At 62.7% G+C, this 18949-nt stretch carries 18 protein-coding genes; 5 read left to right on the top strand and 13 right to left on the bottom strand.

Annotated elements, in window-relative coordinates; genetic code table 11:
• Window positions 1–78 precede the first annotated feature (78 nt).
• Window positions 79–2973 (top strand): aminomethyl-transferring glycine dehydrogenase, encoded by a 2895-nt coding sequence (gene gcvP / locus ACZ5EF_RS09005; RefSeq protein ID WP_346062492.1) that lies wholly within the window; start codon window positions 79–81, stop codon window positions 2971–2973.
• Between the two features lie 93 nt (window positions 2974–3066).
• On the opposite strand, the gene ACZ5EF_RS09000 is transcribed toward gcvP, so the two are convergent.
• Window positions 3067–4350, bottom strand: a complete 1284-nt coding sequence (locus ACZ5EF_RS09000; protein ID WP_346062493.1) for a PD-(D/E)XK nuclease family protein — start codon at window positions 4348–4350, stop codon at window positions 3067–3069.
• 54 nt (window positions 4351–4404) lie between these two features.
• Window positions 4405–4815, bottom strand: coding sequence for a hypothetical protein (locus ACZ5EF_RS08995; protein WP_346062494.1), 411 nt, complete (start codon window positions 4813–4815; stop codon window positions 4405–4407).
• A gap of 110 nt (window positions 4816–4925) precedes the next feature.
• Between ACZ5EF_RS08995 and ACZ5EF_RS08990 the strand changes: the two genes are divergently transcribed.
• Together ACZ5EF_RS08990 and ACZ5EF_RS08985 are read left to right on the top strand one after the other, a co-directional pair.
• The gene (locus ACZ5EF_RS08990) at window positions 4926–6113 is read left to right on the top strand and encodes a PcfJ domain-containing protein (protein WP_346062495.1); all 1188 of its coding nucleotides are present in this window, start codon (window positions 4926–4928) and stop codon (window positions 6111–6113) included.
• A 13-nt stretch (window positions 6114–6126) separates the two neighbouring features.
• The gene (locus ACZ5EF_RS08985) at window positions 6127–6321 is read left to right on the top strand and encodes a hypothetical protein (RefSeq protein WP_346062496.1); all 195 of its coding nucleotides are present in this window, start codon (window positions 6127–6129) and stop codon (window positions 6319–6321) included.
• Between the two features lie 118 nt (window positions 6322–6439).
• Here the strand turns inward: ACZ5EF_RS08985 and ACZ5EF_RS08980 are convergent, their stop codons facing one another.
• Complete coding sequence (locus tag ACZ5EF_RS08980; RefSeq protein ID WP_346062497.1) at window positions 6440–7348, bottom strand: LysR family transcriptional regulator; 909 nt, start codon at window positions 7346–7348, stop codon at window positions 6440–6442.
• 201 nt (window positions 7349–7549) lie between these two features.
• Between ACZ5EF_RS08980 and ppnN the strand changes: the two genes are divergently transcribed.
• On the top strand, window positions 7550–8911 hold the full coding sequence (gene ppnN / locus ACZ5EF_RS08975) for a nucleotide 5'-monophosphate nucleosidase PpnN (protein ID WP_346062498.1): 1362 nt from the start codon (window positions 7550–7552) through the stop codon (window positions 8909–8911).
• Window positions 8912–9072: 161 nt separating this feature from the next.
• Here the strand turns inward: ppnN and ACZ5EF_RS08970 are convergent, their stop codons facing one another.
• Both ACZ5EF_RS08970 and ACZ5EF_RS08965 read right to left on the bottom strand, forming a co-directional pair.
• Complete coding sequence (locus ACZ5EF_RS08970) at window positions 9073–9441, bottom strand: hypothetical protein (RefSeq protein WP_346062499.1); 369 nt, start codon at window positions 9439–9441, stop codon at window positions 9073–9075.
• Window positions 9441–9905, bottom strand: coding sequence for a flavodoxin (locus ACZ5EF_RS08965; RefSeq protein ID WP_346062500.1), 465 nt, complete (start codon window positions 9903–9905; stop codon window positions 9441–9443). Before ACZ5EF_RS08965 ends, ACZ5EF_RS08970 begins: the two co-directional genes overlap by 1 nt.
• Window positions 9906–10107: 202 nt before the next feature.
• Between ACZ5EF_RS08965 and ACZ5EF_RS08960 the strand changes: the two genes are divergently transcribed.
• Entirely contained in the window at window positions 10108–10317 is a 210-nt protein-coding gene (locus ACZ5EF_RS08960; protein ID WP_146801086.1) for a DUF2788 domain-containing protein, read from the top strand.
• Window positions 10318–10391: 74 nt separating this feature from the next.
• On the opposite strand, the gene ACZ5EF_RS08955 is transcribed toward ACZ5EF_RS08960, so the two are convergent.
• The 8 genes from ACZ5EF_RS08955 to thrS all read right to left on the bottom strand — a co-directional run bounded on the left by ACZ5EF_RS08955 (window position 10392) and on the right by thrS (window position 18941).
• Window positions 10392–11752, bottom strand: a protein-coding gene (locus ACZ5EF_RS08955) for an IS3 family transposase (RefSeq protein ID WP_464123299.1) whose coding sequence is annotated in 2 segments (ribosomal slippage) — window positions 10392–11296 and window positions 11296–11752 — 1362 coding nt in all. Because the reading frame shifts where the segments join, the coding sequence is not laid out codon by codon here.
• A gap of 92 nt (window positions 11753–11844) precedes the next feature.
• On the bottom strand, window positions 11845–12150 hold the full coding sequence (ihfA, locus tag ACZ5EF_RS08950) for an integration host factor subunit alpha (protein ID WP_195860021.1): 306 nt from the start codon (window positions 12148–12150) through the stop codon (window positions 11845–11847).
• 50 nt (window positions 12151–12200) lie between these two features.
• Window positions 12201–14582: a phenylalanine--tRNA ligase subunit beta gene (gene pheT / locus ACZ5EF_RS08945; protein ID WP_346060452.1), complete on the bottom strand. Its 2382-nt coding sequence runs from the start codon at window positions 14580–14582 to the stop codon at window positions 12201–12203.
• Between the two features lie 30 nt (window positions 14583–14612).
• Window positions 14613–15632: a phenylalanine--tRNA ligase subunit alpha gene (gene pheS / locus ACZ5EF_RS08940; RefSeq protein WP_346060453.1), complete on the bottom strand. Its 1020-nt coding sequence runs from the start codon at window positions 15630–15632 to the stop codon at window positions 14613–14615.
• Window positions 15633–15777: 145 nt separating this feature from the next.
• Window positions 15778–16131 carry a 50S ribosomal protein L20 gene (gene rplT / locus ACZ5EF_RS08935; protein WP_346060454.1) on the bottom strand — a complete coding sequence of 118 codons (354 nt, stop codon included), beginning with the start codon at window positions 16129–16131 and terminating at the stop codon, window positions 15778–15780.
• Between the two features lie 38 nt (window positions 16132–16169).
• Complete coding sequence (gene rpmI, locus ACZ5EF_RS08930; protein ID WP_089725334.1) at window positions 16170–16364, bottom strand: 50S ribosomal protein L35; 195 nt, start codon at window positions 16362–16364, stop codon at window positions 16170–16172.
• 107 nt (window positions 16365–16471) lie between these two features.
• Window positions 16472–16963 carry a translation initiation factor IF-3 gene (infC, locus tag ACZ5EF_RS08925; RefSeq protein ID WP_146801076.1) on the bottom strand — a complete coding sequence of 164 codons (492 nt, stop codon included), beginning with the start codon at window positions 16961–16963 and terminating at the stop codon, window positions 16472–16474.
• A 79-nt stretch (window positions 16964–17042) separates the two neighbouring features.
• On the bottom strand, window positions 17043–18941 hold the full coding sequence (gene thrS / locus ACZ5EF_RS08920; RefSeq protein ID WP_346060455.1) for a threonine--tRNA ligase: 1899 nt from the start codon (window positions 18939–18941) through the stop codon (window positions 17043–17045).
• Window positions 18942–18949 lie beyond the last annotated feature (8 nt).

Raw genomic sequence — 18949 nt, 5'->3', positions numbered from 1 at the left:
GTTTCGCCGGGTGACCCCCTCACCCGGCCTCTCCCCTCGCTGCCCCGGGGCCGCGCCCCGCTTGCCTACAGGTGTTCCATGGCTCATGACACTCGCCGCCTGGCCGAACTGGCCGGCCACGATGCCTTTATCCAACGTCACAACGGCCCGCGGGCCGAGGATATTGCCCGCATGCTCGAGACCCTGGGGGTCGATGGCGTCGACAGCCTGATCGAGCAGACCGTGCCGGCGGCGATCCGCCTGGACCGCGAACTCGATCTCGATCCGCCCAAGAGCGAAGCCGAGGCCCTCGACTACCTCAAGCGCCTGGCGCGCCAGAACAAGGTCCACAAGACCTATATCGGCCAGGGCTATTACAACACCCACCTACCGGCGGTGATCCAGCGCAACGTGCTGGAGAACCCGGGCTGGTATACCGCCTACACGCCCTACCAGCCGGAGATCGCCCAGGGCCGCCTGGAGGGCCTGCTCAACTTCCAGCAGACGGTGATGGACCTGACCGGCATGGAGCTGGCCAATGCCTCCCTGCTCGACGAGGCCACCGCCGCCGCCGAGGGCATGGCGCTGTGCAAGCGGGCCAACAAGAAGGCCAAGTCCAACGCCTTCTTCGTCGCCGACGACGTCCTGCCCCAGACCCTGGACGTGGTGCGCACCCGGGCCTACTACTTCGGCTTCGAGCTGATCGTCGCCCCGGCGGCGGAGCTCGCCGACCACGACGTCTTCGGTGCCCTGCTGCAGTACCCGGGGCAGAGCGGCGAGATCCACGACCTGGCGCCGCTGCTGGCCGCCGCCAAGGCCAAGGGCATCATGACCTGCGTGGCCGCCGACCTGATGAGCCTGGTGCTGCTCACCGAGCCCGGCGCCCTGGGCGCGGATATCGTCGTCGGCAACACCCAGCGCTTCGGCGTGCCCATGGGCTTCGGCGGCCCCCACGCCGCCTACTTCGCCACCACCGACAAGCTCAAGCGCTCGATCCCCGGGCGCATCATCGGCGTCTCCCGGGACGCCCGCGGTAACCAGGCGCTGCGCATGGCCATGCAGACCCGCGAGCAGCATATCCGCCGCGAGAAGGCCACCTCCAATATCTGTACCGCCCAGGCGCTGCTGGCCAATATCGCCGGCTTCTATGCGGTCTACCATGGCGCCGAGGGGCTGCGCACCATCGCCACCCGCATTCATCGCCTGACCACCATCCTCGCCGAGGCGCTGGCGCGCAAGGGCATCGCCCTGGCCCACGACAGCTGGTTCGACACCCTGCGCCTGACCGGCGTGGACGCCGGCAAGATCCATGGCCGCGCCATGACCCATGAGGTCAACCTGCGCTACTTCGCCGACGGCGACGTGGGCGTCAGCCTCGACGAGACCACCACCGCCCACGACCTGGACGTGCTCTTCGATGTGCTGATGGGCGAGGAGCACGGCTTCTCGGTGACCGCCCTGGACGAAGCCGTCGCCGAGGGCGGCATCAGCGGCATCCCCGCCGCCTGCCGTCGCGAGAGCGACTTCCTGACGCATCCCAACTTCCGCCGCTACCGCAGCGAGACCGAGATGCTGCGCTACCTCAAGCGCCTGGAGAACAAGGACCTGTCGCTGACCCATGCGATGATCCCGCTGGGCTCCTGCACCATGAAGCTCAATGCCACCAGCGAGATGGTGCCGATCACCTGGCCGGAATTCGCCAATATCCACCCCTTCGCGCCCAAGGATCAGACCGCCGGCTACCTGCAGATGATCGACGAGCTGGCCGCCTTCCTGGTGGAGATCACCGGCTACGAGCATATCTCCATGCAGCCCAACTCCGGCGCCCAGGGTGAATATGCCGGCCTGGTGGCCATTCGCCGCTACCAGGCGGCCCAGGGCCAGGGGCATCGCGACGTCTGCCTGATCCCCAGCTCCGCCCACGGCACCAACCCCGCCTCCGCGGCCATGGCGCATATGAAGGTGGTGGTGGTGGAGTGCGACGCCGACGGCAATATCGACCTGGCCGACCTGCGCGCCAAGGCTGAGCAGCACGGCGATGTCCTCTCGGCGATCATGCTTACCTACCCCTCCACCCACGGGGTCTTCGAGGAGGGCGTACGCGAGGCCTGCGAGATCGTTCACCAGCACGGGGGCCAGGTCTATATCGACGGCGCCAACATGAACGCCCAGGTGGGCCTGGCGCGTCCCGGCGACTTCGGCGGTGACGTCTCCCACCTCAACCTGCACAAGACCTTCTGCATCCCCCATGGTGGTGGCGGCCCCGGCATGGGCCCCATCGGCGTCAAGGCGCACCTGGCGCCCTATGTCTCCAACCATGTGGTGACCCCGCTGCCCGGCGTCGAGGCCGACTGCGGTGCGGTCTCGGCGGCGGCCTTCGGCAGCGCCTCGATCCTGCCGATCTCCTGGGCCTATATCAAGATGATGGGCGCCCGGGGCCTGCGCCAGGCCACCGAGCTGGCGATCCTCAACGCCAACTACATCGCCAAGCGCCTGGGCGAGCACTATCCGGTGCTCTACCGGGGCCGCAACGGCACCGTGGCCCACGAGTGCATCATCGATATCCGCCCCCTCAAGGAGGCCTCCGGCATCAGCGAGGAGGATATCGCCAAGCGCCTGATGGACTACGGTTTCCATGCTCCGACCATGTCCTTCCCGGTGCCCGGCACCCTGATGGTGGAGCCCACCGAGTCGGAGTCCCTCTACGAGATCGACCGCTTCTGCGACGCCATGATCAGCATCCGCGACGAGATCGCCCGGGTGGAATCCGGCGAATGGCCGGCGGACAACAACCCCCTGGTGCAGGCGCCCCATACCCAGGCGGACCTGATGGACGGCCACTGGGAGCGCCCCTACTCCCGCGAGCTGGGCGCCTTCCCCTCCGAGGCGGTGAAGGCCGGCAAGTACTGGCCGGCGGTGAATCGGGTCGATAACGTCCATGGCGACCGCCACCTGATCTGCACCTGCCCGAGCATCAACGAATACCGCGACTGATCCGCCTAATAATATCGCCCCGGCCAAACCTGGCCGGGGCGATATTGTTTCTATTGATGTAACTTGAGACCGCCCCCTGTACGTGTATCATGACTAGGGTGACAGTCTCCGCCCCCCCACCTGCTCATTCACCCATGCTGCCAACCTGCCCAATGCTGCCACAGCACCTGCAGTGGTGTATTCTCGGGGCCAGACGTCGATAAATAGAAAGCGTCCACCGCTTTCATAAGCGGCATCCTTACCGCCATCCCGGTAGAACACCAACTCCGTACTTTTCTGCGCGGGAATCCGCTCAAGGAATGCCTGTTCGATCGCTTTCAGATCGTAGCCATCGGCTCGCTCAATATACGCCCTGACGTAAAAGCCGATGCTCTCGTCAGCTTCGGATTCCCCTACTTCAGGGTAGTACACCAGACACACCTGTGTAGCCCTCTCCCAACCAACAGGAAAAAACCGCAACACACGGGTCTGATCTTTCCAGGTATTACGTGACTGGCTAACATCCGCCGGAGCCATCCCCAGCGCCTCAGCCACTTTCGCTTGACCTTCCTCCGCCAGCTCATTCTCCAGGCGATTAAGGTACTCCACCGCTTCACGCAGCTGGCGAAAGTGCCTCAAGGAGAAATCTCGTTCGTGCTGTTCCATGGTCTTGGCCTCCTTGGGCTTGGCGATATTTTGCATATGCTGCAACAGTTCTTGGTAGAAGGGCTGCCACTTGGCATAGCCCTCTTCTTCCGCACGGGAAATCTGTTGGCCATACAGCTCATAGGCCACATCAATCAACTGCTGATACGATACCACCGGCCAGTTATCCGGCACATGCCTACGATCATCGTTCGGCCTTAACACGCAGCGCACTTTCTGCTCCTGCTGATAGCTGTCAATCAAACGATCATAGTCGCCAAAGGGATTGTGCTCGGCAGAAGCCCATACCTTGTGCTCGATGCCCGCCACAAAGCGATCATCGTAAATTACAAAATCCAGCCGTTTGGCAGTACATTGGAGAACATCAGCGGATATCTCGCTATAAACCGACACCTCGCGTTCGGCCACCACGTCGTTCCAATCAGTTTCCTCCCGCACCGCCGGCAGCAACATAGCATCCGCTTCCGCCCCGAAGGCGCTCGCGTGATATCGCACCAGGCAAACCCACAACGCCTCGACCAGCCAACGCGGCGCCCCCGCGTGGCTACCCATAAAGAACGCCATCAAATCAGATAAGCGATTTTCGTCTTGCCCCGGCCCCACCGCCGAGAACAGGTTGGGTACCGGTGTTTCCGGCACTGGCATCTGATCAAGTGCCTGGAAGAAGTCTTGAAAGAAGACTTCAGGAAGGACTGCACTGGATTCTTTTTGAATCGAAGTCTGATTGCTCACTTGCTCTCCTTATCACGCCTCTCCGAACTAAAAACCACCCAACCACAAACCACTTCATCGTGATGTTTTCAAAACACCCTCATAAGAGAGAAAAAGAAAATCAACCCCCGAAAAGACACAACCCCCTTTCTCATCCTCCAGAAATCCAAGCAACTCATTATATTTTTCATTAGACTTATCGGGTGGCACGTCGACATATATAGCCCCCTCATACGGAGCAATTATCGTTCCAGAATAGATATAAAAGCACTCTTCCCAGCCTATGTCATTCGCCCCCAACCAGTGAATGACTTCCTTGCGAGAAGGCATACTTTCCCACACATCACTCATTGGCTTACCGCCCCACGAGGCTCCGGTAAACGGATCCCCGCCGTCCTCCTCACCCATATGACCAAATGTGAGAAACACAATATCCTGCTGCTCGCGCAGGCAAATTTCGCCAACCTTATAGACTAATTTCGGCATGGTCCCCACATTCTGATCCCAAGGTTTTCAGCAGTCCATCTCAACCATGCAACAGAATGTGTCGCATGATAGCATTACCCTGAATTTTCTAATATATCAAGAGGTACCCGATGAATCAATCCAGCACGCTAGAGGCTGATGCTACTTTCCCCTGCCAGAAGCGGGTTACCATGGAATTCGAAGGAATGATGGGCTACCCACTGAGGCTGCATCTATCTCCGTGGCAGTCGGCATCACCGCTTGCATGGGAAAGTCGCCTTGATGGCGAGCTGCTTGCCGAGGGTAATTTTCTTTCTTCCCCTGGCATCAGCTGGGACATTCTGGCTTACGAATATGCTGACTCATTGCTGCATGGAATGCCTGATGATCTACGAGACACCATTGCCCTTGTCCCGAGCCTGGGTATCGAGATGGCACAGGTATGCGGCCAGTTCAGTGCTGCGTGCGAGCTAGCCAGCTCGTCTCCCTTATTGCTGATTCTTCTCGTACAGCGAGGGATTGAGGAGCAATGGGATGGCCAGCAATTTACTGAGCTGCTAGGAAAGCGACAAGCCGACATATGTAAAGCGGTGGGGCTATCCGGAACCAGAAGCAGTGCCAAACTCTTGAGAAGGCTACAATTACAGCCTGTTAGCCAAGCTGACCTCCACGCCACCCTGCACATGCTTCATCAAGAAAGCGATGTAGCGATTCTTCGTCATCATACACCCCTGAATATTGCTCATATTCTGTTTCTTGCTGACTACCATGGAAAACTCTGGCCGGGTCTATTGAAGATGGTAGACGAAGCTTTAGAGGAAAAAAATGCTCACGCCAGAACCAAGTCTTGGCTACGTCACATGCTGACCGACACCTTGCAGATATTACCTTCCGGATCAACGGCGTTACAGAAAACAAGCTCCTTCTCTGAACTACAATCCCTGCATGATCGTCTAATCGAGAAATTCAATGCCCGGATGTCGGAAGGCAAAGGCCTGGAGGGAGCAGACAGGCTCTTTCATCAGCACGGGCACTATCCCGCTCCGCCGCTACCGGGCACTCAAGCCATCACCCCAATCACCTCTTGGCAGGAATTGCTCCAAGAAGGTCAGCGTATGAAGCACTGCGTAGGTAGCTATGACCGAACGGTTGCACTAGGCCACCTTGCTATTTATCACATGGATCACCCGCAAATGCTAACAATTTCTATTTCACCACAGGGAAAACGCTGGGTACTCAACCAAGCAAGAGGGATATGCAATGCAATACCAACGATTGAAGCACAAGAGGCAATTCAATCCTGGTTGGATAAGCAATGAATGGCGATGGCAATTGATTATCCATCTCGAAAGTTGGTTCTTCGGCGTAGCCGTAGAGCGCCCCCCCTACTCCCGCGAGCTGGGCGCCTTCCCCTCCGAGGCGGTGAAGGCCGGCAAGTACTGGCCGGCGGTGAATCGGGTCGACAATGTCCATGGCGACCGCCACCTGATCTGCACCTGCCCGAGCATCGATAGCTATCGCGAGTGATCGCGTCCCGCCAATACGACGGACCGAAAACAACGAGCCCCGCCATCTGGCGGGGCTCGTTGTTTTGGTTCATCGTCGATCAGGATGACGCCGGGAGTCACCGCGCCCCGGCCCGGTCTCAGTCGCCAGCCTCGGAATAGCCGTAGAGATCGTGGCGACGCTGTTCCCTGAACTCCTCCAGCAGCCGCCGATAGCGCCGCGGCAGTTCGGTGCTGGAGTGGGTCACCAGGTAGAGGGTCTCGTGGACCACCTGGGGCAGGCTCAGTTCCTTGACCTGGCGTTGCCAGGGCGAGGTCTCCAGCACCAGACGCGAGACCACGCTGAAGCCCAGGCCCCGGGCCACGGCGTCCATCACCATGGACACCTCGTTGGTAAAGCCCTGGCGGGGGCAGCGGCTCATGGAGCGGAATTCATCCGGGAAGTTGGCGCGCAACAGCTGAGTGGCATGTTGCAGGCCATCCGAGTAATTGACGAAGCCCAGCGCCACCAGGTCGTTCCAACCGGTACCGGTGAAGTCCGCCGGCACCACCAGGCACAAGGGCTCCTGATGCCACAGTTCGCAGTTGAGTTCCGGGTGGCGCACCGGTTCGGTAATGATCCCCAGGTCGTGGCGACCGCCCAGGACATCGGCGACGATCTCGCTGTTGAAGGCGAAGCTGTAGTTGACCGTCAGCCCAGTATGCATCTGCTGATAGCCGAGAATAAAGGGGTAGAACATCAACCCCACGCTGCCCGGTGACGCCAGGCGGCATTCGCCGGAATCCAGCGACTCGTCATCCAGGGAGTGGCGGAAATGCTCATGTTCGGCAAACAGCTTGACCGCATAGTCATAGGTGCGCCGCCCCGCCTCGGTGAGGGTGAAGCGACGCCCGTGGCGATTGAGCAACGACTTCTGCAGATACTGTTCCAACTTGCGTATGTGCTGGCTGACCCCCGGCTGAGTCATCTCCAGGCGTCGCGCGGTCTGGGTGAAACTGCCGGTCTCCACCAGGGTAATAAAGGTACGAAAATAGAGGGCATTGAACATGAGGCGGGGCCGCTTGACCGAGGGGGAAGACACGACAGCAGGTAACAATCCTACCAGAAGTCGCGGCGCGAGGCAGCGCCGCGCTTCTTGGTTGAATTCAGGCGCGAAGCCCGTGGTACCATTCGAAAATAGTGTTACTGCCTTCAGCGCCCGTGGCAGGCGCTACGCGCCCGCCCCGCCGCCCCTGACAAGGAAGCCGTCATGCCCGATACCATTTCCGCCACCATCTCCCCCGAGGGCAGCCTCGAAGTGCTCTCCCAGGCCGAGGTCAACCGCCTGCGCGACACCTCGGCCGCCGGCCTCCACGACCTGCTGCGCTGCTGCGCCCTGGCGGTCCTCAACTGCGGCAACCCCACCGACGATGGGCGCGCCGTGATGGAGACCTATCGCGATTTCGATATCGAGGTGCTCCAGGAGGATCGCGGCATCCGCCTCAAGCTGACCCAGGCCCCCGCCGAGGCCTTCGTCGACGGCAAGATGATCCGCGGCATTCGCGAGCTGCTCTCCGCCGTGCTGCGCGATGTGATCTACGTCTACAACGAGATCCAGACCCAGCGCCGCTTCGACCTCTCCACCGGCGAGGGCACCACCAACGCGGTCTTCCATATCCTGCGCAAGGCCGGCGCCCTCAAGCCGGGCCGTGACCCCAGCCTGGTGGTCTGCTGGGGCGGCCACTCCATCAACCGCGAGGAGTACGAATACACCAAGGACGTGGGCTATCACCTGGGCCTGCGCGATATGGACATCTGTACCGGCTGCGGCCCCGGGGCCATGAAGGGCCCCATGAAAGGCGCCAACGTGGCCCACGCCAAGCAGCGCCGCAAGGAGGGACGCTACCTGGGCATTTCGGAACCGGGCATCATCGCCGCCGAGTCGCCCAACCCCATCGTCAACGAGCTGGTGATCATGCCCGATATCGAGAAGCGCCTGGAGGCCTTCGTGCGGGTGGGTCACGGTATTCTGGTATTCCCCGGCGGGGTCGGCACCGCCGAGGAGATCCTCTATCTACTGGGCATCCTGCTGCATCCCGACAACCGCGACATGCCCTTCCCGGTGGTCTTCACCGGGCCGTCGAACAGCGCCGACTACTTCGCCCGGATCGACGAATTCCTCGCCTATACCCTGGGCGAAGAGGCCCGGGGCCGCTACCAGATCCTGATCGACGATCCCGCCGGGGTGGCCCGGGCCATGCGTCGCGGCATCGACGAGGTCACCGCCTTCCGCCGCGAGCAGCAGGACGCCTTCTATTACAACTGGCGGCTGACCATCGACCGCGACTTCCAGGAGCCCTTCGAGCCCACCCACGAGGCCATGGCGGGCCTGGCACTCAACCGCGAGTTGCCGGTCCACGAGCTGGCCGCTAACCTGCGCCGTGCCTTCTCCGGCATCGTTGCCGGTAACGTCAAGGACAAGGGCGTGCGCGCCATCGAGGCCAAGGGCCCCTTCCGCCTCAGCGCCGAACCCGAGCTGATGCGTCGCCTGGATGAGCTACTGACCTCCTTCGTCGGCCAGGGCCGCATGAAGCTAAGCGGCGACTATGTGCCCTGCTATACGCTGGGCTAAGGAGCAAGGAGCAAGGAGCAAGGAGCAAGGAGCAAGGAGCAAGGAGCAAGGAGCAAGGAGCAAGGAGCAAGGAGCAAGGAGCAAGGAGCAAGGAGCAAGGAGCAAGGAGCAAGGAGCAAGGCAGTATGTCCCCCTTGCAGCTTGTGGCTTGCTCCTTGGTGCTAGGCGCGCTCGCGCTTCCACCAGAGCCCCATCACATGCAGCAGCAGGCCCAGGGCCAGGCCATGGGAGAGCAGTTGTTGCCAGCCCACCCAGCTCGCCGCCAGGGCATACCAGGCGGTCATCAGCGCCAGACCGGTGCCCAGGCCATAGGCCAGGCGGCGTAACAGCCCGGGCAGCTCGGCCCGCGCCTCGGCCGCCATCAGGCGCCAGTGGCCGACCGCCACCACCGCCACCACCACGGCGGCCAGGGACAACAGCAGCAGATGCGAGTCATGCCCGCCCTGCAGATAACGCGGCAGGGTGCCCAGCATGGCCGCCAGCAGCCCCAGCAGGATACTCAGGCGTTCGGGGTTGGGTGCGGCCCGCATCATGCCACCTGCAGCTGTTGCTCGGCGATCCACGCCTCGGCCCAGGGCAGGGCCGCATCGTCGGCCATAAAGGTCTCCATGGCGTCTATCTCGAGGCGCTCACCGAGGCGGCTCGCGCCCTGGTCGGCCAGTAGCGCGTCCAGATAGCGCCCGGCGCCACAGAAGGTGTCGCCATAGGAGCTGTCGCCGAGGGCGATCACCCCGTAGCGCAGATCGACCAGCCCCGGGCTCTGCTCCTCCAGCTCCCGTACCAGCGGCACGATATTGCCGGGGAAGTCGCCACTACCGGTGGTGGAGACGCAGAACAGCGCCAGATCGGGCGCCTCCTCGACCAGATCGGCCAGGCTGGGCTGCTCCAGGACGGTCACCCGGTAGCCCGCCTGTTCGAACAGCGGGGTGATCTGCTCGGCGACGTCCAGGGCGCCGCCATACATGGTTCCAACGAAGATCTTGAGCGTAGGCATGGGCTTGCTTTGCTTGAGGAATTTGCTCGGATATTACCATAACCCCCGCCATGACCGAATCCATCGACGGCATAGCCGGGCGATGTCCAGCGGCCGGATCAAGGAAAGCCGTTCCCCACCTGCGGCATCGCGTCGCGGCCCGGCCACTGAAGCGCTTCGGTGGGCGAGGTAGAATGGCGCTTATTTCTCGCCGGGAGGCAACATGCTGGAGACCTTCGAGGCCTGGATCACGCCGATCATGATCGGCAGCCTGATCCTCTTCATGACCTTTATCATCTGGGACCTGTCCCGCCGCTCCAAGGCCGGCAAGTTCGGCACCCTGATGCTGTTCGTCGTGCTGGGTGCCGGCATCATGGGCTATCTGTTCAAGGTGATCATCACTTATCTGATGGAAGGCGGGGGCCTCGTCTAGCCAAGCCCCCTCCTCCCGTCCAGACGACAAGGCCCCGGCAGTTTGAACTGACCCCCAATAGTTGGACGGTTCACTCAGCCGGTGCTCAAGGCCTGAGTCCTGTACTGCACAGGGCTCAGGCCTTTTAGTTTCATCTTGATGCGCTCGTGGTTGTAGTAATGGATATAACGCTCGAGGCCTTGCTGCAGCTGCTCCACGGTGTCGAACCGGTTCAGATGGTAGTACTCGGACTTCAGGGTGCCAAAGAAGCTCTCCATCGCAGCATTGTCCAGACAGTTCCCTTTCCGCGACATGCTGCGGAGTATCCGCTGCTCGACCACCAGGCGGCGATAGCTGGGATGTCGGTAATGCCATCCCTGATCCGAGTGGAGCAGCGGCCGATCCCCTGGCATCAGCCTGCCAAAGGCTTTCTTCAGCATACCCTTCACCAAGTCGAACACCGGGCGCGGTCCTGTCTGGAAGGCAATGATCTCTCCGTTATACAGATCCATGACCGGTGACAGGTAGAGCTTCTGGCCATTGACCTTGAATTCGGTGATGTCCGTCACCCACCGCTGATGGGGACGCTGAGCCTGAAATCGACGCTGCAACGTATTGGGAGCGGCGTAGCCTTCCGCCCCACGGTAGGCGCGATACCGCTTGGGGCGAACCAGGGACTTCAAGCCCAACTGCTGCATCAGCCGCTGGACGGTCTTGTGATTGATCGCCTCACCCGCCTGCCGCAGAGCGGCGGTGATGCGACGATAGCCGTAGCGTCCTTTGTGACGGTCGTAGATCGCCCTGATACGCGCCTTCAGGGGCGCGTACCGATCATCAGCGCCCAAGGCCCGGATCTGGTAGTAGAACGTGCTGCGCGGTAGCTCAGCCGCACGCAGCAGCAGAGCCAGCGAATGCTCGTGCCTTAACCCTTGAACGACTTGGGCTTTCTGCCCTGCGTTGTCGTCCGCTTCTCCCGGATCAAGGCATCGAGCTTTTTTAGGTAGGCATTCTCCGCCCGCAGATACGCCAGCTCTTCGAGCAACTCGTCATGGGAGCGCTCTGCATCAGGCGGGGGTGGTGGAGAAGGCGGCTTTTTGGTCATCGGGCGGCGTCCCTTGTGCTTCGGTGCTAACGCAGTCAGACCACCACTATGGTATTGACGCTCCCATTTGCCAATGACACCGGACTCACGGATATCGAACAGGGCCTCCGCCTGGCGCCGTGACAAGCCATCTCGCCACATCGTCTCAAGGACTTCCAGCTTGAAGGCCGCGCTGCGGTGCGTGTATTTCTTGCGCAGCCCCACCACGCCATGCTGACGATAGTTGTCCCGCCATTTCCGTACCAGGGAATGGTCCAGACCATGCTGGCGAGCTACCTCCCTCAAGCTGGTGTCATCGTGCAAAGCCTGCTGTGCCACCAGCAGCTTGAACCTCTCGCCGTATCGCTTCTTCATAAAAACACCCCGAAGGTTGGATTGGGTGTCCAACTTTCGGGGTGCAGTTCAGTTTGCACTGCCGGGGCCTTGTCATGAACGGAGCCAGTACATCAGACGTCCGGGGTACCCTCGAAACCACCTACGCGGCTCTTGAGCTTCTGTCCCGGACGAAAGGTCACCACCCGTCGCGCCGAGATCGGAATCTCCTCGCCGGTCTTGGGATTGCGACCCGGCCGTTCCCGCTTGTCGCGCAGGTCGAAGTTGCCGAAGCCCGACAGCTTGACCTGCTCGTTCTCCCGCAGGCAACCGCGGATCTCCTCGAAGAAGGTTTCCACCATCGCCTTGGCATCCCTCTTGGAGAGCCCCAGCTCCACATGCAGGTGTTCGGCGAGTTCCGCCTTGGTCAATGCTCCCATGGTCACTCCCTCGTGCTGGACGTCGCGCCCTCGCTCCGTGTCCATCGGCGTCAGCCTCGCAGCCTGGCGCCGAAGCGCGACCCGGACTCGGCCACGATCGCATCGACTAACTGATTGATTTCATCATCATTCAGCGTGCGCGAAGGATGCTGCCAGGTCAAGCCCAGGGCGACACTCTTGTGCCCCGGCTCGACGCCCTTGCCCTGATAGACGTCGAACAGACGCAGCTCCTGGAGCCAGTCGCCTGCCTGTTCCCGCAGGCAGTCGAGCAGTGCCTGGATCGGCAGGTCGTCGGCTACCAGGAAGGCCAGGTCGCGGCGTACCTCCGGATAGCGGGAGAGCGGCGTAAAGGCCGGCAGCTTGCCGTGGGTCAGCGCATCGAGGCGCACCTCGAAGAGCACCGCATCCGCCTTGAGGCCCAGGCTCGCCTTGACCGCGGGGTGCAGGGTGCCGATCCAGCCGGCCTCCTCGCCGCGATGCAGGATCCGCGCGCTCTGCCCCGGATGCAGGGCACTGTGAGTCGCCGGCTCGAAGCGCCAGGCCTCGGGCTCGCCGCCGAGTGCCAGCAGGCTCTCCAGGTCGCCCTTGAGGTCGAAGAAATCGACCTTCTCCTTGGCGCCGCACCAGCCCTCCGGCTCGCGACTGCCGCTGACCAGGCCGCCCAGCATGGGGATCTGGTGCAGGTCATCCAGCTCGCCGCGGAACACCAGGCCGCTCTCGAACAGCCGCACCCGACTCTGCTGGCGGTTGAGGTTATGCTCGAAGGCCTTGATCAGCCCCGGGAAGAGACTCGCCCGCATCACCGCCATATCGCTGGAGATGGGGTTGGCCAGCCGCGGCGAGACCGCCTCGGGCAGCAGGGTCGCCTGCAGCTCCGGGGCCACGAAGCTGTAGGTGATGGCCTCCTGGTAACCACGAGCCACCAGCTGACGACGCAGCCGCGCCAGCGGCTGACGGCTCTCGCCATCGGGGCGCAGCGCCAGGCGCGCCGCCGGACGGCGCACCGGCAGGCGGTTGTAGCCGTAGACCCGCGCCACCTCCTCGATCAGGTCCTCCTCGATGGCGACATCGAAGCGCCAGGAGGGCACCTCGGCTTCCCAGCCCGCTTCGACGGCATCCACCGCCAGGCCCAGGCGGGTCAGGATTTCCGCCACCTCGGCGTCGTCCAGCTCGAGTCCCAGGGCCTGGCTGAGGCGCGCCTTGCGCAGGGTCACGCGGCGCTCGGCGGGCAGATGGGCGGGGCTTGCCGCCTCCACCACCGGGCCCGGCTCGCCGCCGACGATCTCCAGCAGCAGTTGGGTCGCCCGCTCCATGGCACGCCGCGCCAGGGTCGGATCGACACCCCGCTCGAAGCGGTGGGAGGCATCGGTATGCAGGCCATAGGAGCGCGCCTGGCCGGCCACCGCGAGCTGGGTGAAGAAGGCCGATTCCAGGAAGATATCCCGGGTCTCGGCATTGACGCCGGAGTGCTCGCCACCCATCACGCCGGCGATGGCCAGGGGGCCGCGGCCATCGGCAATCACCAGGGTCTCGCCGCGCAGGGTGATCTCCTGGCCGTCCAGCAGCACCAGGCGCTCGCCTTCCCGGGCCAGGCGCACCTGGATGCCTTCATGGAGGTTGGCGCGATCGAAGGCGTGCAGGGGCTGGCCCAGCTCGAGCATCACATAGTTGGTGATATCCACCACCGCATCGATGCTGCGCACGCCGCTACGCCGCAGCCGCTCCACCATCCACAGCGGGGTCGGCGCGGTGACGTCGACGCCCTTGATCAGCCGGCCCAGGTAGCGGGGGCAGCGCTCGGGGTCGCTCACCGCCACCGGGAAGGTCTCCTGGTGGGTATCGGCCACCGGCGCCTCGTCAGGCCCCTCCACCGCCAGGCGGTTGAGGACGCCGACTTCCCGGGCCAGGCCCTGGAGGCTCAGGCAATCGCCGCGGTTGGGGGTCAGATCCACCTCGATGGTGTGATCGTCGAGGCCCATATAGGCGCGGAAGTCCTCGCCCGCCGGGGCGTCCGCGGGCAGCACCAGGATCCCGGCGGAGGTCTCCTCGGCCAGTCCCAGCTCGGAGGCGGAGCAGATCATGCCGTGGGAGGCCTGGCCGCGCAGCTTGGCCTTCTTGATCTTGAAGTCGCCTGGCAGCAGGGCGCCGACCCGGGCGAAGACGATCTTCTGGCCGGCGGCCACATTGGGGGCCCCACACACCACCTGCACCGGCTCATCGCCGCCGTCATTGACCAGGCAGACATTCAGCTTGTCGGCGTCCGGGTGCTGGGTCTTCTCGACGACTTCGGCCACCACCACGCCGGTGAAGCCAGGCGCCACCGGCTCCACGGCATCCACTTCCAGGCCGGCCATGGTGATCTGATCGGCCAGCGCCTGGGTCGCCACGCTGGGAGAGACCCACTCGCGCAGCCACTGTTCGGAAAATTTCATGACGAATCCTGTGTTGAGCGGTCCGGGTTATCAGGCGAACTGGCGCAGGAAGCGCAGGTCGTTGTCGAAGAACAGCCGCAGGTCGTTGACCCCGTAGCGCAGCATGGCCAGGCGCTCGGCGCCCATGCCGAAGGCGAAGCCGGTGTAACGCTCGGCGTCGATGCCCGAGTGACGGAACACCTCCGGGTGCACCATGCCGCAGCCCATCACCTCCAGCCAGCCGCTGTGGCCACACACCCGGCAGCCCTCGCCACTGCACATCACGCACTGGATATCCACCTCGGCGGAGGGCTCGGTGAAGGGAAAGTAGGAGGGCCGGAAGCGCACCGAGAGGTCGTCCCGCTCGAAGAAGGCGTGGAGGAAGTCCTCGATGGTGCCCTTGAGGTCGGCGAAGCTGACGTCCTCGTCCACCAGCAGCCCTTCCACCTGATGGAACATGGGGGTATGGGTCAGGTCCGAGTCGCTGCGATAGACCCGCCCCGGGCAGACGATGCGGATGGGCAGCTTGCCCTCCTTCATGGTGCGCACCTGCACCGGCGAGGTATGGGTGCGCAGCAGCCGGGTGGCATCGAAGTAGAAGGTATCCGCCATGCCCCGGGCCGGGTGGTGAGCGGGGATATTGAGGGCCTCGAAGTTATGGTAATCGTCTTCGATCTCCGGCCCCACGGCCACGTCATAGCCGATGCGGGTGAAGAGCCCCTCGATGCGCTCCAGGGTGCGGGTCACCGGATGCAGGCTGCCCTGGGGCTGGCCACGCCCGGGCAGGGTCACGTCCAGGCGCTCCGCCGCCAGGCGCGCCTCCAGGGCGGCCTTCTCCAGACTCGCCTTGCGCGACTCCAGCTCGCCGGCGAGCTCCTGCTTGGCCTGGTTGATGCGTTCGCCCGCCGCCGGACGCTCCTCGGCGGAGAGCTTGCCGAGGCCCTTGAGCAGGGCGGTGATCTCACCCTTCTTGCCCAGGTAGTGCACCCGCACCTCATCCAGGGCCTGGACAGTATCGGCCTGCTCGATGGCGCGGCGGGCCTCGGCGACCAGAGTGGGAAGATGATCCATCCGTTGCGCTCCGAATGTGCCGCCACGGAATCGGCCCCCATGGCGGTCAGATAAAAAAACAGGGGAAGAGCGGCTGCTCTTCCCCTGGAACCTTCGCAGGAACGCCCCACCAATAAGGCGGGACCTTCCTGTGGGTCGGTCTCACTTACTGGGCAGCCTTGGCCTTCTCGACGATGGCGGCAAAGGCGGCTTTTTCGTGAACCGCGAGATCGGCCAGCACCTTACGGTCGATCTCGATGCCTGCCTGCTTGAGGCCGGCGATGAAGCGGCTGTAGGACAGGCCGTTCTGACGGGAAGCGGCGTTGATACGCGCGATCCACAGGGCACGGAACTGACGCTTGCGCTGACGACGGTCGCGATAGGCGTACTGACCGGCCTTGATGACGGCCTGCTTGGCGACGCGGAAGACCCGCGAACGGGCACCGTAGTAACCCTTGGCCTGCTTCAGAATCTTCTTGTGACGGCGACGTGCGACGACACCACGCTTGACACGAGTCATGGCTTTCTCCTGACGTTAAAAATGGTCGACCAAAAGGCTTACAGATTCGGCAGCATGCGCTGAATCAGGGCCTTGTCGGCGTCGTGGATCTGCTTCATCCCACGCAGCTGACGCTTACGCTTGGTGGACTTCTTGGTCAGGATGTGGCTACGGAAGGACTGCTTGTGCTTGAAGCCGTTGGCAGTCTTCTTGAAGCGCTTGGCCGCGCCGCTGTTGCTCTTGATCTTCGGCATGAGGGAGAACTCCGCTCGAAATTTTTCATAAAACCCAAGGCCGACCCTCGCCTCCCGGGGGAAGCGAGGGCCCGTTAGCTTGCCTGTGGATCACTTCTTGTCGACGATCACTTCTTCTTGGGGGCAAGAATCATGATCATCTGGCGCCCTTCCATCTTCGGGAAGGACTCCACGCTACCGATCTCCTCGAGATCGGCGGCGATCCGTTCCATCAGCTTGCGGCCGATGTCCTGGTGGGCCATCTCACGGCCCCGGAAACGCAGGGTCACCTTGCCCTTGTCGCCCCCTTCGAGGAAACGGGTCAGGTTCTTCAGCTTGACCTGATAGTCACCCTCGTCGGTGCCGGGTCGGAACTTGACCTCTTTGACCTGGATCTGCTTGGTCTTCTTCTTCTGTGCCGCCTTCTGCTTCTTCTGCTCGAAGACGAACTTGCCGTAATCCATGATCTTGCAGACGATGGGGTCGGCATTGGAGATCTGTACGAGGTCGAGACCCGCGGCTTCGGCCTTCTCCAGGGCTTCCTGGGTGGAGACGATGCCCAGCTGTTCGCCATCGGCATCGATGAGGCGAACCTGGTCTTCGGTGATACGCTCGTTCATGGGCGGACGCTTGTCCTGGACGCGCCCTCGCTGATTATTACGCTTGATCGCTAAATCTCCGTTCTGAGTGACGTTGTCATTATAACCCCTCGGCGGTCAGCCGAGCGAGCAGGTCATCGACCTTTATGCTGCCGAGATCCTCGCCACTGCGGGTACGCACGGCAACAGCGTCGGATTCGACTTCCTTATCCCCCACCACCAAGAGGTAGGGAACCTTCTGCAACGTATGCTCACGGATTTTAAAGCCGATCTTCTCGTTCCTCAAGTCCGCCTTGGCCCGGGCGCCGATTTTCTGCAGGCGCTGCTCGAGATCGAGCGCATAGTCACGCTGGGCATCGGTGATATTGAGGATCGCCACCTGCTGGGGCGCCAGCCACAGCGGCATGGCCCCGGCATAGTGCTCGATCAGGATGCCGATGAATCGCTCCATCGACCCGACGATGGCCCGATGCAGCATCACCGGGGCACGCCGATCGCCTTCTTCGGTGACATACTGGGCGCCCAGTCGCGTGGGCATCATGAAGTCGACCTGCATGGTGCCGACCTGCCACTCGCGCCCCAGGCAGTCGCGCATATGATACTCGATCTTGGGGCCATAGAAGGCGCCCTCGCCCGGCAACTCCTCCCACTCGACGTCACAGGCCGTCAGGGCGCTGCGCAGGGCATCCTCGGCGCGATCCCAGGTCTCGTCCTCGCCCAGGCGCTTGTCCGGACGCAGGGCCAGCTTCACGGCAATCTCGTCGAATCCGAAGTCACCATACACCTGCTGTGCCTGGCGGTGAAAACGGGTGACCTCCGACTCGACCTGCTCCTCGGTGCAGAAGACATGACCATCGTCCTGGGTGAAGGCGCGCACCCGCATGATACCGTGCAGTGCACCGGAGGGCTCATTGCGATGGCAGCCGCCAAACTCGCCATAACGCACCGGCAGCTCGCGGTAGCTTCTCAATCCGGAATTGAACACCTGCACGTGTCCGGGGCAGTTCATCGGCTTGAGCGCATACTCATGCTTTTCCGATTCGGTGAAGAACATGCCATCGGCATAGTTGTCCCAGTGGCCGGACTTCTTCCACAGCGAGACATCCATGACCTGGGGACAGCGGATCTCCTGGTATCCGCCATCCTTGTAGACCTGACGCATGTACTGCTCGACCACCTGCCACATCGTCCAGCCACGCGGGTGCCAGAAGACCATGCCCGGTGCCTCTTCCTGCATGTGGAACAGGTCGAGCTTGCGCGCCAGCTTGCGATGATCGCGCTTCTCGGCCTCCTCGATACGCTTGAGGTAGGCCTTGAGCGCCTTCTTGTCGCCCCAGGCGGTGCCGTAGATACGGGTCAGCATCGGCTTGGAGGCGTCGCCCCGCCAGTAGGCGCCGGCCAGCTTGGTCAGCTTGAAGGCCTTGAGGTGCCGGGTATTGGGCACATGGGGCCCACGACACATGTCGGTATATTCTTCGTGGTGATAGAGGCGGATGGTCTCGCCCTCGGGAATCTCGCGGACGATCTCCTCCTTGTAGGGCTCGTCGCGATGCAGGAAGGTGAGCATCGCCTTGTCGCGATCCACGTACTCGCGAACCACATCGTAGTCCGTGTCGATCAGCGCCTTCATGCGCTTCTCGATGGCCTCGAGGTCCTCCGGGGTCACCGAGCGGCCGAAATCCACGTCGTAATAGAAGCCGTCGTCGATCACCGGGCCGATGGCCATCTTGGCCTCGGGATAGAGCTGCTTGACGGCATGCCCGATCAGGTGGGCGCAGGAGTGGCGAATCACCTCGAGCCCTTCGGGATCGCGGGCGGTGAGAATGGCCACCTCGGCATCACGGTCGATCACATCGGCGGCATCCACGGCGACGCCGTCGATCTTGCCGGCCACACAGGCCTTGGCCAGGCCGGGGCCGATGGATTCGGCGAGCTCCATCACCGAGAGGGGGGCATCGAAGGACTTCTGGGTGCCGTCGGGCAGAGTAACGATGGGCATTACAGTTC

Source organism: Bisbaumannia salifodinae (assembly GCF_055388505.1).
Note: the sequence above shows the minus strand (reverse complement) of the source record. Positions and strands in the feature narration are given on the sequence as shown.